This is a genomic window from Stenotrophomonas sp. FSL W7-1447 (assembly GCF_037966425.1).
GTDB classification, from domain to species: Bacteria; Pseudomonadota; Gammaproteobacteria; order Xanthomonadales; family Xanthomonadaceae; genus Stenotrophomonas; species Stenotrophomonas pavanii.
Genome location: NZ_CP150199.1, coordinates 2,004,570 through 2,018,229 on the forward strand (window position 1 = coordinate 2,004,570; position 13,660 = coordinate 2,018,229).

The 13,660-nt window shown below is 69.2% G+C and carries 12 protein-coding genes; 6 read left to right on the forward strand and 6 right to left on the reverse strand.

Annotated features, from left to right (window positions below; all coding sequences use genetic code 11):
- The first annotated feature begins 9 nt into the window (after positions 1-9).
- From NSQ78_RS09520 to pcaC, 3 genes are read left to right on the forward strand one after another with little or no spacing between them, the layout of a single operon-like run.
- The gene (locus tag NSQ78_RS09520; RefSeq protein ID WP_064238263.1) at positions 10-1,353 is read left to right on the forward strand and encodes a 3-carboxy-cis,cis-muconate cycloisomerase; all 1,344 of its coding nucleotides are present in this window, start codon (positions 10-12) and stop codon (positions 1,351-1,353) included.
- 26 nt (positions 1,354-1,379) lie between these two features.
- On the forward strand, positions 1,380-2,165 hold the full coding sequence (pcaD, locus tag NSQ78_RS09525) for a 3-oxoadipate enol-lactonase (RefSeq protein WP_064238265.1): 786 nt from the start codon (positions 1,380-1,382) through the stop codon (positions 2,163-2,165).
- A 24-nt stretch (positions 2,166-2,189) separates the two neighbouring features.
- The gene (gene pcaC / locus NSQ78_RS09530) at positions 2,190-2,576 is read left to right on the forward strand and encodes a 4-carboxymuconolactone decarboxylase (RefSeq protein WP_049464447.1); all 387 of its coding nucleotides are present in this window, start codon (positions 2,190-2,192) and stop codon (positions 2,574-2,576) included.
- Positions 2,577-2,652: 76 nt separating this feature from the next.
- Here pcaC and NSQ78_RS09535 read toward each other — a convergent pair whose 3' ends face one another.
- Both NSQ78_RS09535 and NSQ78_RS09540 read right to left on the reverse strand, forming a co-directional pair.
- Positions 2,653-3,507 carry an IclR family transcriptional regulator C-terminal domain-containing protein gene (locus NSQ78_RS09535; RefSeq protein ID WP_064238267.1) on the reverse strand — a complete coding sequence of 285 codons (855 nt, stop codon included), beginning with the start codon at positions 3,505-3,507 and terminating at the stop codon, positions 2,653-2,655.
- 101 nt (positions 3,508-3,608) lie between these two features.
- On the reverse strand, positions 3,609-6,020 hold the full coding sequence (locus NSQ78_RS09540) for a membrane-bound PQQ-dependent dehydrogenase, glucose/quinate/shikimate family (RefSeq protein ID WP_064238270.1): 2,412 nt from the start codon (positions 6,018-6,020) through the stop codon (positions 3,609-3,611).
- 298 nt (positions 6,021-6,318) lie between these two features.
- Here NSQ78_RS09540 and NSQ78_RS09545 point away from each other — a divergent pair, with 298 nt between their 5' ends.
- Complete coding sequence (locus NSQ78_RS09545; RefSeq protein WP_049464452.1) at positions 6,319-6,858, forward strand: adenine phosphoribosyltransferase; 540 nt, start codon at positions 6,319-6,321, stop codon at positions 6,856-6,858.
- 92 nt (positions 6,859-6,950) lie between these two features.
- Here the strand turns inward: NSQ78_RS09545 and dbpA are convergent, their stop codons facing one another.
- Together dbpA and NSQ78_RS09555 are read right to left on the reverse strand one after the other, a co-directional pair.
- On the reverse strand, positions 6,951-8,327 hold the full coding sequence (gene dbpA, locus NSQ78_RS09550) for an ATP-dependent RNA helicase DbpA (protein WP_064238272.1): 1,377 nt from the start codon (positions 8,325-8,327) through the stop codon (positions 6,951-6,953).
- A gap of 111 nt (positions 8,328-8,438) precedes the next feature.
- Entirely contained in the window at positions 8,439-9,518 is a 1,080-nt protein-coding gene (locus NSQ78_RS09555) for a YeiH family protein (RefSeq protein WP_064238274.1), read from the reverse strand.
- Positions 9,519-9,619: 101 nt separating this feature from the next.
- Between NSQ78_RS09555 and NSQ78_RS09560 the strand changes: the two genes are divergently transcribed.
- Together NSQ78_RS09560 and NSQ78_RS09565 are read left to right on the forward strand one after the other, a co-directional pair.
- Entirely contained in the window at positions 9,620-10,495 is an 876-nt protein-coding gene (locus NSQ78_RS09560; RefSeq protein ID WP_049464458.1) for a LysR family transcriptional regulator, read from the forward strand.
- A 191-nt stretch (positions 10,496-10,686) separates the two neighbouring features.
- Positions 10,687-12,570, forward strand: a complete 1,884-nt coding sequence (locus NSQ78_RS09565) for an ATP-binding cassette domain-containing protein (RefSeq protein WP_064238276.1) — start codon at positions 10,687-10,689, stop codon at positions 12,568-12,570.
- Between the two features lie 156 nt (positions 12,571-12,726).
- Here the strand turns inward: NSQ78_RS09565 and NSQ78_RS09570 are convergent, their stop codons facing one another.
- Both NSQ78_RS09570 and NSQ78_RS09575 read right to left on the reverse strand, forming a co-directional pair.
- On the reverse strand, positions 12,727-13,188 hold the full coding sequence (locus NSQ78_RS09570) for a cytochrome c (RefSeq protein WP_049464462.1): 462 nt from the start codon (positions 13,186-13,188) through the stop codon (positions 12,727-12,729).
- A 9-nt stretch (positions 13,189-13,197) separates the two neighbouring features.
- Entirely contained in the window at positions 13,198-13,587 is a 390-nt protein-coding gene (locus NSQ78_RS09575) for a c-type cytochrome (protein WP_049464464.1), read from the reverse strand.
- Between the last annotated feature and the right edge of the window lie 73 nt (positions 13,588-13,660).

Consider the following 13,660-nt stretch of genomic DNA (forward strand, 5'->3'; position numbering starts at 1 on the left):
ACTGCACCGATGAGTCACTCCCCAACGCTGCTGGGCGGTCTGTTCGGCGACCCCGCCGTCGACGCTGCGTTCACCGACGAGGCGCGCCTGCAGGCGATGCTGGATGTTGAACGCGCGCTGGCCCGTGCGCAGGTGCGATGCGGGGTGATTCCCGCTGCGGCGCTCGCCCCGATCGAAGCAGCCTGCAGCGCGGACCTGTACCCGCTGCCGGCGCTGTCGGCAGCGACAGCCCTGGCCGGCAACCCGGCCATTCCCCTGGTGAAGGCGCTCACCGCGCAGGTCGCGGCGCGCGACGCCGAAGCCGCGCGCTGGGTGCACTGGGGCGCCACCAGCCAGGACATCATCGATACCGGCGCGATGCTGCAGCTGCGCGCGGCCGTCGGCCACGTGCGGGCGCGCCTGCAGGTCCTGTGCACCGCGCTGGCGCGGCTGGCCCAGGCCGAGCGCGGTACCGGGCTGCCCGGGCGTACGCTGCTGCAGCAGGCGGTGCCGGTGACGTTCGGGCTGAAGGCGGCGGGTTGGCTGGATGCCCTGCAACGCAGCCAGCGTCGCCTGGAGGGACTTGCCGACGATACCCTGGTGCTGCAGTTCGGCGGTGCAGCCGGCACGCTGGCCTCGCTGCAATCACGAGGACTGGACGTGGCCGAAGCGCTGGCCGATAAGCTGCAGTTGCCGCTGCCGGCGCTGCCCTGGCACACCTCGCGCGATCGCATGGCCGAGCTCGGCAGCGTGTTCGCGCTGCTGGCCGGCAGCCTCGGCAAGATCGCCACCGACATCGTGCTGCTGATGCAGTCCGAGGTGGCTGAAGCGTTTGAGCCGGCGGGCGAGGGCAAGGGCGGATCGTCGGCGATGCCGCACAAGCGCAATCCTGTCAGCTGCGTGGCGGCCATCGCCGCCGCCACGCGTGTGCCGGGCCTGCTGTCCACGCTGTTCAGCGCGATGCCACAGCCGCATGAGCGCGCGGCGGGGCAATGGCACGCGGAGTGGGACACCGTGCCGGAAATCGTGCGGCTGTGTGCCGGCAGCCTGGCCCAGGTGTCTGTGGTGGTACAGGGCCTGCAGCTGGACCGCGTGCGCATGCGCCAGCACTTGGACAGCCATGGCGGACTGCTCTATGCCGAGGCGGTGGCGGTCACCCTGGGCGAGCGCATCGGCAAGCAGGCCGCGCACGCCCTGGTGGAACGCGCGGCCAAGCAGGCGCTGGCACAATCGCAGCATCTGCGCGAGGTGCTGGGGCAGATGCCGGACGTGTCCGCGCAGCTGTCTGCTGCGCAACTGGATGCCCTGTTCGCTGCCGACAGCTGGCGTGGCATGGCCGATACCTGGATCGACCGCGTGCTCGCGCGCGGCTGATTGTCACGTTGACCGCTGGAGCACGCATGCCCTTCCTCGATCTCCCCCAGCATCGCCTGCACTACCGGACCGAAGGCCGAGCCGACGGGCCATGGCTGACGTTCTGCAATTCGCTGGGCACCGACCTGGGCATGTGGCAGCCGCAGGTCGAGGCATTGGCCGCCCACTACCGCATCCTGCGCTACGACCGCCGCGGCCACGGCCAGTCCAGTGCACCGCCGGGCCTGTACACGGTGGCCGAACTGGGCGCGGACGTGCTGGCCCTGTGGGATCACCTGGGCATCGAGCGCAGCCACTTCTGCGGGCTGTCGATCGGTGGCCTGACCGGGCAGTGGCTGGGCGTGCACGCCGGCAACCGGCTGCGCACGCTCACCGTGGCGGCCACCGCGGCGAAGATCGGCACGCTGGACGGCTGGCAGGCCCGTATCGTCCAGGTCCAGCACGATGGACTGCTGCCGCTGGTCGATGGCACCCGCGAGCGTTGGTTCACGGCTGCCTTTGCACAGACCCACGCCAGCCAGGTTGAAGACATTCTGCAGCGCTTCCTCGCTACCCGCGTTGCCGGCTATGTGGGCTGCTGCAACGCGGTCGGCACGGCCGACTTCCGGGAGGCGCTGGGGCGCATCAGCGTGCCGCTGCTGGCCATTGCCGGCGACGAGGATCCGGTGTGCGTCCCCGCCGAGCTGCAGGCGATCGCCCACGGCGTGGCCCATGGCCACTATGCGCAGGTGCCTGGCCGCCACCTCTGCAACGTGGAATCGCCGCGGGCCTTCACCGATGCACTGGCCGCGCATCTTTCCGTGCAGCACTGACCTTCGCACAACAGGTAGACCCCGATGGACGAACAGGAACGTTACGAAGCTGGCCTTGCGGTACGCCGCCAGGTGCTGGGCGAGGCCCATGTGGAGCGCTCGCTGGAAGCCCGCACCGACTTCACCGCCGAATTCCAGGAATTCATCACCCGCACCGCATGGGGCACGGTATGGACGCGCGAGGGCCTGCCGCGGCACACGCGCTCGTTGCTGACCATCGTGATGATGGTGGCGCTGGGCCATGACGAGGAGTTCAAGCTGCACATCCGCGCGGCCCGCAACAACGGCGTGACGCCGGAGCAGATCAAGGAAGCGCTGCTGCAGGCTGCGATCTACTGCGGTGTGCCTGCGGCCAACCACGCCTTCGCGCTGGCCAGGCCGATCCTGGAAGAGCAGGCTTCGGAACGGTAGTGCCGGCCGCTGGCCGGCAACCTCCTGCACATCGGCAAGGCCGGCCGACGGCCGGCACTACCAGATTCAGTGCAGTTCAATTCAACAGCGTGCCGAGGCGTTGCGCGGCTTCGCGCAGGCGGGGCAGCAGCTGGGTCTGCATCACGCCCAGGCCAATGCGGCCGGCCTGGGTGCCGATGTTCAGCGCGGCGACCACTTCGCCGCTGCGCGAACGCACCGGTACCGCGATCGAGCGCAGGCCGATCTCCAGTTCCTGGTCGACCAGCGAAACGCCTTCGCGTCGCACCTTCTCCAGCAGGTCGAGGAAGTCCTCCGTGCGCGTGACCGTGCGTTCGGTGCGCGGCCGCAAGGGAGTGCGCTCCAGGTAGCCCTCGAGCGTGTCGCGCGGCAGTGCGGCCAGCAGCACCCGGCCCATCGAAGTGCAATACGCGGGCAGGCGGCTGCCCGCACGCAGGCCGATGGACATGATGCGCACTGTCTCCGCGCGGGCGACATACAGGATGTCATCGCCATCGAGCACGCCCAGCGAGCACGATTCGTGCACGTCATCGCGCAGCGCATCGAGTACCGGCTGCGCCGCAGCGGTCATCGAGGACGACGCAACGTAGGCGCCCCCCATGCCCAGCACACGCGGCAGCAGCACGTAGCCACGTCCCTGCTCACCCACATAGCCGAGCTTTTCCAGCGTGTACAGGACGCGTCGCACCGCTGCGCGCGAGATGCCGGTGTCACTGCTGATCTGCGACATGGTGACTTCGCGCGGATGCTGCGAGAAAACGCTCAGCACGGCCAGGCCGCGGCCGAGCGAGGTCATGAAATCCGGGTCCCCCTGGTTTTCCTGGATCTGCTGCATCAGCTCATGGGCCAGGCCGCGATCCCGCGGTGGCGCAGGGGGGCGCTTGGTGCTACGGCTGGGAGGAACGGCAGGCATGGCAGCAGCTTTCATCAGGTTCGACCTTGAATGGTAAGCGCTGGAACCCGCAACCGGTACCCACGGGGCGCGGCCAGGCAGGCCGCGCCCCATGGCACGGGCTACGTGCGCTTCGGCAGCGCGTAGGCGATCACGTAGTCGCCACGGTCTGGCGACTGGCGCGCGCCGCCGGCGGAAATCACCACGTACTGGCGGCCCGTCTTCGGCGAGACGTAGGTCATCGGTGTGCCCTGGCTGCCCACAGGCATGCGCGCCTTCCACACTTCTTCGCCGGTTCGGCTGTCGAAGGCGCGCAGGTAGTAGTCCTGGGTGCCGGCGAAGAACAGCAGGCCCGACTGCGTAGCCAGCGACCCGCCCAGCGTCGGCATGCCGATCGGGATCGGCAGGCGCATCTTGATGCCCATCGGCCCGGTGTCCTTCACCGTGCCCACCGGCACCTGCCAGACCAGCTGCCGGGTAGCCAGGTTGATCGCCGACATCGTGCCGAACGGCGGCTTCTGGCAGGGAATGCCCAGCTTGGACAGGAAGCGGTCGCGCAGCGAGCCGTACGGCGTACCGGTCTGCGAGGCCGCGCCCATTTCCACGCCGCCGGCACCGCTGGTCATCTGCGCGCGGGGGATCAGCCGGGTCCACAGGCCCAGGCGCATGTCGTTGACGAACAGGTAGCCCGTGGTCGGGTCGACCGAAGCGCTGCCCCAGTTCATGCCTCCCAGCGAGCCCGGCCACTGCAGCGCCAGATCCTCGCCCGGCGGCGTGTACATGCCGTCGTAGCGGAACTGCTTGAACTGGATGCGGCACAGCATCTGGTCGATCGGGGTAGCCCCCCACATGTCCGACTCGGTCAGCGTTTCGGCGCCGATCTGCGGCAGGCCAACCGACAGCGGCTGGGTGGCGGCGTAGCGCTCGCCTTCGGCGTTGCCCTGCGGCGCCGGAATGTCGCGTACTTCGCTGATCGGTACGCCCGTCTGCCGGTTGAGCATGAAGATCTGGCCCGCCTTGGTGACCTGCAGCAGTGCCGGCAACGTGCCGCCCTTGCCGTCGGGCACGTCGACTAGGGTCGGCTGTGCGGGCAGATCGTAGTCCCACAGGTCGTGGTGGACGGTCTGATAGACCCAGCGCTCCTTGCCGGTGGCCACGTCCAGCGCGACCACGGCCGAGCTGTACTTGTCATCCTGCGGCGTGCGCTCGCCCGCCCACTGGTCCGGGGTGGTATTGCCGGTGGGCAGGTAGACCAGGCCCAGTTGCGGGTCGTAGGCCATCGAGGTCCATACGTTGGGCGTGGCGCGCGTGTAGTGGATGGACGGATCCAGCGGCACGTCCGGGGTTTCCCGCGACAGATCCCAGACCCAGGCCAGCGCGCCGCTGCGCACGTTGTAGGCACGCACCACACCGGACGGCTCGCCCACTTCAATGTTGTCAGCCACCCGGCCGCCGACCACGATCAGCTCGCCGGCGACCAGCGGCGCAGCGGTCAATGTGTAGAAGCCCGGCTTGATCTCGCCCATGCCGGTCTTCAGGTCAACCACGCCGTTGCTGCCGAAGTCCGGGCACAGCGCACCGGTCTTCGCATCCAGCGCGAACAGGCGCGCATCGATGGAGGTCATCAGGATGCGCTGTTCGCACAGCGCCGCGCCGGTGCCGGTCGTGGCAGGAGCCGGCAGCGATGCCGGGGTCGCGGCAACGGCTGGCGCGGTGGTCGCATCGAAATAGCCCAGGCCGCGGCAGCGCTGCCAGTTCGGTGCAGTGGCCTTGGGGTCGAAGGCCCAGCGCTGCTTGCCGGAGTCGGCATCGATGGCGATCACCTGGTTGTGCGGGGTGCACAGGTACAGGGTGTCGCCGATCTGCAGCGGCGTGTTCTGGTCTTCGGCGCCGAAGCCGTTGCTTTCCGGCACGTCACCGGTGCGCGCGGTCCAGGCGACCTGCAGCTCCTTCACATTGGCCGGGGTGATCTGGTCCAGCGCGGCAAAGCGGGTACCTGCCGTGGTGTTGCCCCAGTGCATCCAGTCGCGCTGCTCGGCACCCTTGGCCACCGGTACCACCGGCGGCGTCGCACCCTGCGCAGTCTGCAGCGGTCGGGGTTGGAACGCCGACAGCGCCGTGCCCAGCAGGCCGACGAGCAGCACGGCGGCAACGCCATAGGCGCCGCGGCCGGCCACCTGGCCGCGGCTGCGACGCAGCACCGGCCACGCCAGCGCGACCAGAAGGGCCAGCACCGCCGGCATCACCAGCCGCGATACCAGCGGCCAGAAATTCCAGCCCGCATCGACCAGTGCCCACGGCAGCGTGGCCAGGAAGGCCAGGCCATACAGCAGCACACCGCTCGGCCGGCGTAGCACCAGCAGCAGGCCGGCCACCGCCGACACCGCGCCCATCAGCAGGAAATACCAACTGCCCCCCAGCTGTACCAGGCGAACCCCGCCGACCAGCAGAGCCAGGCCGAACAGCGTCACCAGGATGCCGAGCAGGACCACCAGCACACGGCACAGGGCCGGAACCTTCGTCGTCTCGTCCACGTTGCATGAACCTCATTGCAGTAACCCGCGCGCAGGCGGGGAAAGGCCCGCGCGCGCAGAGCGTGGCGGGGACCATCGGCATCCCGGGCGGCTGCGGGCCGATGAAGGCGGGCAGGCGTCGGCCCGCTTATGGCGCAGGCTGGGTGAATGACCGGTTAGGGCGATTATCGCACGCGTGTGCGATTTTGGCGTGACGGCGCGTGGCCATTGATGGAACGCATTGGCGCGCAGGTACCGGGAACGGGCAGCGCGCGAGCGAACCGGTTACCCTATGCCGCCATACACGCTGGTAGCTGCAATGACCGACGCCACCATGGCCGTCTCCGCCTGGTCCTCCCGCCTGCGCGACATCGCCGACTTCCCCAAGCCCGGCATCCTGTTCAAGGACATCATGCCGCTGCTCGCCCACGGCGAGGATTTCCGCGGCGCGATCACTGCGATGGCCGATCGCTGGCGCGATCAGAAGCTGGATGCCGTGGTGGGCATCGAATCGCGCGGTTTCATCCTCGGCGCCGCGATGGCGCTGGAACTGGGGGTGGGCTTCGTGCCGGTGCGCAAGCCGGGCAAGCTGCCCGGCCAGGTGCTGCGCGAGGAATACACGCTCGAATACCGCAGCGACTGCATCGAGGTGCATGCCGATGCGCTGCCGGCCGGCGCGCGCGTGGCGATCATCGACGATGTGCTGGCCACCGGCGGTACGCTGGTCGCCGCACTGTCGCTGGTGCGCCGCCTGGGTGTGGATGTGGTCGGTGCCGGCGTGCTGGTCGAGCTGGACGGCCTGGGTGGCCGCGCGCGCTGGGAAGCGGGCCTGCCGCTGCACACCGAACTGGTGTTCTGATCAGGGGCTGGGTGCCAACCGGGGTTGGCATCCACCCTGGCGAATGGCCGGGAGCCGGTCGTTGCCAACCGTGGTTGGCAACGCGGCTTCAATCACATCATCCGCACGCGGAAGCGACGGCCCTTGATCTTGCCGGCCTCCAGCCTGGCCACGGCCTTGTTGGCCTGCTCGCGCGCGATCGCCACATAGGAGCGGGTCGGGAAGATCGCGATCTTGCCGATGAACTTGGCTGACAGGCCGGCGTCGCCGGTCAGCGCGCCGAGGATGTCACCCGGGCGCAGCTTGTCGGTCTTGCCGCCGTCGATCCGCAGGGTGCGCATCGCGGCCTGCGGCAGTTCGGCCGGGCGCGAGGTCGCCAGCGGCGTCTTCTGCCAGTCCAGCGGCTGCCCCATCTGCGCTTCAATCGCTTCGGCGCGGGTCTTCTCGCGTCCGGCCACCAGGCTGATCGCCAGGCCGCTGGCACCGGCACGGCCGGTACGGCCCACGCGGTGCTGGTAGCTCTCCACGTCGGTCGGCAGTTCGTAGTTGATCACTGCGGCCAGCGCTTCCACGTCCAGGCCGCGTGCGGCCACGTCGCTGGCCACCAGCACGTTGCAGCTGCGGTTGGCCAGCAGCAGCAGCACCTCCTCGCGGTCGCGCTGTTCCATGTCACCGTGCAGGGCCAGTGCGGAGAAGCCGAACTGCTGCAGCGAGTTGGCCACTTCGTCCACGTCCTTGCGGGTGTTGCAGAACACCACCGCCGATTCCGGCGCGTACTTCAGCAGCAGGCCGGCCAGCGCCTTCTGGCGGTGCGCCGGCTCAACCTCGCAGAACAGATGGCGGATGGCGGGGGCCTGGTCGGCGCCTTCCACAGTCACTTCCACCGCCTCGCGCAGCAGGTCACGGGCCATGGCGCGGATGCTGTCGGGGAAGGTGGCGGAGAACAGCAGGCTCTGGCGATCCCTGTGGGTGCGGCCGGCGATCTCGCGGATGGGCTCCTCGAAGCCCATGTCGAGCATGCGATCGGCCTCGTCCAGCACCAGCGTGCGCACCGCGCCCAGATTCAGCGCGCGCTTGCGCGCCAGTTCCTGCACCCGGCCGGGCGTGCCGACCACCACGTGCGGGTCATGGCCTTCCAGCGAGGCCAGCTGCGGGCCCAGCGGCACGCCACCGACCAGCAGCAACAGCTTCAGATTCGGAATGCCGGTGGCCAGCTTGCGGATCTGCTTGCCGACCTGGTCGGCCAGCTCGCGGGTGGGGCACAGGACCAGTGCCTGCACGCGGATCACGCTGGGGTCGATGGCCTGCAGCAGGCCCAGGCCGAAGGCGGCAGTCTTGCCGCTGCCGGTCGGCGCCTGCGCGATCACATCGCGGCCGTCCAGGATGGCCGGCAGGCTCTGCGCCTGCACGGGGGTGAGAGTGGTGTAGCCGAGGGCGTCCAGGCCGGGCTGCAGGGCCGGGCTCAGCGGCAGGGTCGAAAAGTCAGTCATGGCGCATTGTACCTGCCTGCGTGGCCGGTCCCGCCTGATGGGGTGGGGGGCGGCATCCACGCATGGCGTGGATCTCCGGCGGTATGCCGGCCCGGGTCGGCACGCGCCCGCTCAGCCCAGCACCGCCAGCACACCCTGGTGGATCGCCAGGCCACCGAACAGCAGCCAGGCGAACAGGATCAGCGCCAGCAGCAGCGGCTTCAGGCCCGCCTGGCGCAGCGCCGAGACGTGGGTGGTCAGGCCCAGCGCGGCCATCGCCATCGCCAGCAGCACGGTATCCAGCTGCACCAGCCCGGCCTGCAGGCCGGCCGGCAGCAGATGCAGCGAGTTGAGACCGGCCACCGCCACGAAACCGAACGCGAACCACGGCACCACGATGGGCGCTTTGCTGCCGTCGGCGCTGGCCTTGCCGCCACGCGCCAGCCACAGCGACAGCGCGACCAGGAACGGCGCCAGCAGCATCACCCGCACCATCTTGGTGATCACCGCCGTGTCGGCCGCTGCTTCGTTGACCGCGCGGCCCGCCGCCACCACCTGTGCCACTTCATGCACCGTCGCGCCGGTGAACAGGCCGTACTGCTGCGCGTCCATCGCCAGCCAGCCGTGCGACTGCACCAGTGCATACAACGCCGGGTACAGGAACATTGCCAGCGTGCCGAACACCACCACCGTCGACACCGCCACCGTGACCTGCGCCGCGCGGCCGCGCACTACCGGCTCGGCGGCCATCACCGCCGCCGCGCCGCAGATCGCGCTGCCGGCGCCGATCAGCATGGCGGCCTCGCGCTCCATCCTGAACACACGCATCCCGAGCCAGCAGGCCAGCCCGAAGGTGCTGGCGACCACCAGCACGTCCATCAGCACACCGCCAAAGCCAACGTGGCCGATGTCCTGGAAGGTCAGGCGTAGGCCGTACAGCACGATGCCGGCGCGCAACAGCCAGTGCTTGGAGAAGCCGACACCGGCCGCGCTGCCCGGTGCCAACCGCGGGTAGACGGTGTTGCCGACCACGATGCCTGCGACGATGGCCACGGTCAGCGCGCTCAGGCCATGCGCCTGGAGCCAGGGAAGCTCGGCCAGGTACAGCGACGCCGCCGCGACCAGGCCCACCAGCAGCAGGCCGGGCAGGCGAGGCTGCCAGCGTTGGCGCAGGGCGGGCAGGGACCAGGAGGAGAGAGCGGGGGCGTTCATGGCAGGGCAAGGCTGGAGTGATGGGGCAAGCGTGCGCCCCAGCCGTTGACCTGTAAAACGAATAATATGAGTGAAATCTACCTGTCCAGAAGGTAACGGCCATGCGCCTGACGTTGCGCCAGCTCCAAGTCTTCGTGGCCATCGCCGATCACGGCAGTACCACGGCTGCGGGCCAGGCCATCGCGCTCTCGCAATCGGCCAGCAGTGCCGCCCTGCAGGAACTGGAGGCGCATTTCGGTACTCCGCTGTTTGACCGCATCGGTCGTCGCCTGGCCCTGAACGGCCATGGCCGCGCACTGCTGGAGCCGGCGCGCAGCCTGCTGGTCAATGCCGCCGATCTGGAGCGGCAGCTGGCCGCCGGTGGCGACCCGTCGCAGGGGGCACCGCTGCGGCTGGTACTGGCCGCCAGCACCACCATCGGCAATTACCTGCTGCCGCCGCGCATCGCCGAGCTGCTGCGGCACGCCCCGCAGGCAGAGGTCGACCTGCGCATCGACAACAGTGCCGGGGTGGTCGCCGCCGTGCAGCGCCTGGATGTGGACGCGGGCCTGATCGAAGGCCCCTGCCACGAGCGTGGCCTGCAGGTGACCGCCTGGCAGCAGGACCCGCTGGTGATCGTGGCCGCCGCCGATGCCCGCGCACGCTGGTCGCTGGATGAACTGCGGCGCGCACGCTGGCTGCTGCGCGAACCGGGCTCCGGCACCCGCGAAGCGGTCGAACAGGCGTTGCTGCCGCACCTGCGCGGCTTCGCGCAGACCCTGCAGCTGGGCAACACCGAAGCGATCAAGCAGGCCGCCATCGCCGGCCTCGGCCTGGCCTGTCTCTCGCGCCATGCGCTGGAAGAGCCGCTGGCCCTCGGCCGCTTGCGCGTACTCGAGACTCCGCTGCCGCCCCTGCAGCGCACGCTCTGGCTGGTACGCCACCCGGGCAAGCACTGGCTGCCGGGGTTGCAGGCGTTGCTGGGGGAGGTGGGGTAGCCGGGATCGGTCTTACACTGCGCGCATTCCACGACGGGGTCAGAGCCCGTTGCGCAGCAACGGGAACCGGCCCCGCCGTCCAGCAGGAAACCAGCGTTGGCGTTGCCGTCGAGGTTGCCGGCCAGCGGCCGGCACCACCGCGGGTGCCGGGTGTGCAACCCGGCCGGGGCCCCAACCCGTACAATGTCCGGATGCCTCTGATTACCCTACAGAACGTCGACTTCAGCGTCGGCGGCCCGTTGTTGCTGGAAAAGGCCGAACTGTCGATCGAGCCGGGCGAACGCATCGCCCTGATCGGCCGCAACGGCGCCGGCAAATCCACCCTGCTCAAGCTGCTCTCCGGCGACCACAAGCCCGATGACGGCGAAGTGCGCGTGCAGCAGGGCGTGCGCGTCACTCGCCTCGAGCAGGAAGTGCCACACGGCGCGGCCGGCTCGGTGTTCGACGTCGTTGCCGATGGCCTGGGCGAACTGGGCCAGTGGCTGGCCGAGTTCCACCACCTCAGCCATGCCGAGGTGTTCGATGGCGAAGCCCTGGGCAACGTGCAGGCCAAGATCGACGCCGCCAACGGCTGGGGCCTGGACCAGCGCGTCAGCGAAACGCTGACCAAGCTCGACCTGGACGGCGAGGCCGAGTTCGGCCGCCTGTCCGGCGGCATGAAGCGCCGCGTGCTGCTGGCCCGTGCGCTGGTCTCCAGCCCGGACGTGCTGCTGCTGGACGAACCGACCAACCACCTGGACATCGAAGCCATCGACTGGCTCGAAGCGTTCCTGAAGGGCTGGAGTGGCAGTGTAGTGTTCGTCACCCACGACCGCCGCTTCCTGCGTGCACTGGCCACCCGCATCGTCGAGATCGATCGCGGGCAGGTCACCAGCTGGCCCGGCGACTGGGCCAACTACGAGCGCCGCCGCGAGGAACGGCTCAATGCGCAGGCGCAGGAAAACGCGCGCTTCGACAAGCTGCTGGCGCAGGAAGAAGTCTGGATCCGGCAGGGCATCAAGGCGCGCCGCACCCGCGACGAGGGCCGCGTGCGCCGCCTGAAGGCGATGCGCGTGGAGCGTTCGCAGCGCCGCGATCTCAGCGGCAACGTCAAGATGGAAGCCGCGCAGGGCATCAGCTCCGGCAAGAAGGTCATCGACGTCAAGGACATTTCGTTCGCCTTCGGCGAGCGCACCATGGTCCGCGACTTCACCACCACCATCATGCGCGGCGACCGCATCGGCCTGATCGGCCCCAATGGCAGCGGCAAGACCACGCTGCTGAAACTCCTGCTGGGCGAACTGCAGCCGGCCAAGGGCGAAGTCAACGCCGGCACCAACCTGCAGATCGCCTATTTCGACCAGTACCGCGCGGTGCTGCGCGAAGACTGGAGCGCGATCGAGAACGTGGCCGAAGGCCGCGATTTCCTCGAGTTCAACGGCAAGCGCAAGCACGTGCATGCCTACCTGCAGGACTTCATGTTCACCCCCGAGCGCGCGCGTGCGCCGATCACCCGCCTGTCCGGTGGCGAGCGCAACCGCCTGCTGCTGGCCAAGCTGTTCGCGCAGCCGTCCAACCTGCTGGTGATGGACGAACCGACCAACGACCTCGACGTGGAAACCCTGGAGCTGCTGGAAGAGCTGCTGGGCGAGTACACCGGTACGCTGCTGCTGGTCAGCCACGACCGTGACTTCATCGACAACGTGGTGACCTCCACGCTGGTGATGGAAGGCGACGGCGTGATCGGCGAGTACGTCGGTGGCTACAGCGACTGGCAGCGCTATGCGGCCAGCGTGGCGACGCCTGCGGCGGCTACGGCCGCCAAGCCGGCGGCCGCTGCACCGGCTGCTGCTGCGGCTGCGACTCCCGCCGCGCCCAAGCGCAAGCTGGCCTACAAGGAAGCGCGCGAACTGGAACAGTTGCCGAAGACCATCGAGAAGCTGGAAAGCGACGTCGAAGGGCTGACCTCGGCGATGAACGATCCGGCGTTCTATACCCGCAGCAGCGCCGAAGTGACGGCGCACACCCAGCAGCTGGCCAAGGTGCAGGCCGAGCTGGATGCCGCCTACGCGCGCTGGGAAGAGCTGGAAGGCTGAGTATCGGTCGGCGCCAGCAGTGCGCCGATTGATCGGATGGAGAATCAGTAGATCCACGCCATGCGTGGATATCCGGATCTGTGCGGAGCAACGGTCCGCACCCACCAATCAACGGTCCGTGCGGACCAAGGTCCGCCCCCACTGGGGGGCCGGCCGTCATTTGACCCCGTGCAGATCCCGCAGCTGGCTCGGCCGGCTGCCGAAGTACGCCGCCAGATCGGCGATGTCCTGATCACTCAGGTCCTTCGCCTGCGGCGTCATCAGCGCATGCTGGCGATCACCGGCGCGGTAGGCCTGCAGCGCGTGTGCCAGGTAGTCACCGTACTGCCCACCCAGCTTGGGGTAGGTCGGGTCGATCGGTGCGTTGCCGTCGGCGCCATGGCAGTCGATGCAGCTCTGGTTGGTGGCCTTGCCCTTCACCTTGGCGCGGGCTTCGCCGGCGGCCTCGCGGCCGGTCGGCAGGCCGGCCGAGGACGAAGAACCGTGCTCGCCGCTGGCATGACCCGGGTCGGCGGCGGAGGTCTCGCTGTTTTCCACCTGCGACTGTGAACAGGCCGCCAGCAGCAGGGCAACGGACAGGGCGATGGCGTGACGCATCGGATGCGCGGCTTTCGACATGGGCGGGCCTTACTTGACGGTGGACAGGTAAACAGAGAGATCGGCGATCTCCTGTTCGCTGAAACTCATCGACTGCGCCTGCATCGTCGGATGCCGGCGCTTGCCCTGGCGGTACTCGGTCAGGGCCTGGGCCAGGTACTGCTGGGTCTGGCCGCCGATCTTCGGCACCCGGTAACTGGGATAGGCGTTCTTGTAGCCGGTAATGCCATGGCAGCCCTGGCACGTGTAGGCCAGGACGCGCCCATTGTCGAAGTTGCCGGTGGGCGCGGCAGGCGCAGGCGCCGCAGCGGGAGCCGGGGCCGGGGCAGGCGTGGAGGGAGCAGGAGCGGGCTGTGCGGCGGCCCCAAGGGGCAGGAGGACGGCCAGAGCGAGACAAGCGGCGAGCGGCTGCGGGCGCATGGTGTCGTTTCCGGGGATTCGGGTCTGGTCGTTCCGGCGTGGGGTACGGAACGACCCGAGTATAGCCTCAGGT

Bases quoted from the DNA above. Each gene is read 5' to 3' on its own strand.
- NSQ78_RS09555 (WP_064238274.1), bottom strand. From the start codon at position 9,518: ATGAACGCCCCCGCTCTCTCCTCCTGGTCCCTGCCCGCCCTGCGCCAA.
- NSQ78_RS09535 (WP_064238267.1), bottom strand. From the start codon at position 3,507: ATGCCTGCCGTTCCTCCCAGCCGTAGCACCAAGCGCCCCCCTGCGCCA.
- NSQ78_RS09565 (WP_064238276.1), top strand. From the start codon at position 10,687: ATGCCTCTGATTACCCTACAGAACGTCGACTTCAGCGTCGGCGGCCCG.
- NSQ78_RS09520 (WP_064238263.1), top strand. From the start codon at position 10: ATGAGTCACTCCCCAACGCTGCTGGGCGGTCTGTTCGGCGACCCCGCC.
- pcaD (WP_064238265.1), top strand. From the start codon at position 1,380: ATGCCCTTCCTCGATCTCCCCCAGCATCGCCTGCACTACCGGACCGAA.
- NSQ78_RS09570 (WP_049464462.1), bottom strand. From the start codon at position 13,188: ATGTCGAAAGCCGCGCATCCGATGCGTCACGCCATCGCCCTGTCCGTT.
- dbpA (WP_064238272.1), bottom strand. From the start codon at position 8,327: ATGACTGACTTTTCGACCCTGCCGCTGAGCCCGGCCCTGCAGCCCGGC.
- NSQ78_RS09560 (WP_049464458.1), top strand. From the start codon at position 9,620: ATGCGCCTGACGTTGCGCCAGCTCCAAGTCTTCGTGGCCATCGCCGAT.
- NSQ78_RS09545 (WP_049464452.1), top strand. From the start codon at position 6,319: ATGACCGACGCCACCATGGCCGTCTCCGCCTGGTCCTCCCGCCTGCGC.
- pcaC (WP_049464447.1), top strand. From the start codon at position 2,190: ATGGACGAACAGGAACGTTACGAAGCTGGCCTTGCGGTACGCCGCCAG.
- NSQ78_RS09575 (WP_049464464.1), bottom strand. From the start codon at position 13,587: ATGCGCCCGCAGCCGCTCGCCGCTTGTCTCGCTCTGGCCGTCCTCCTG.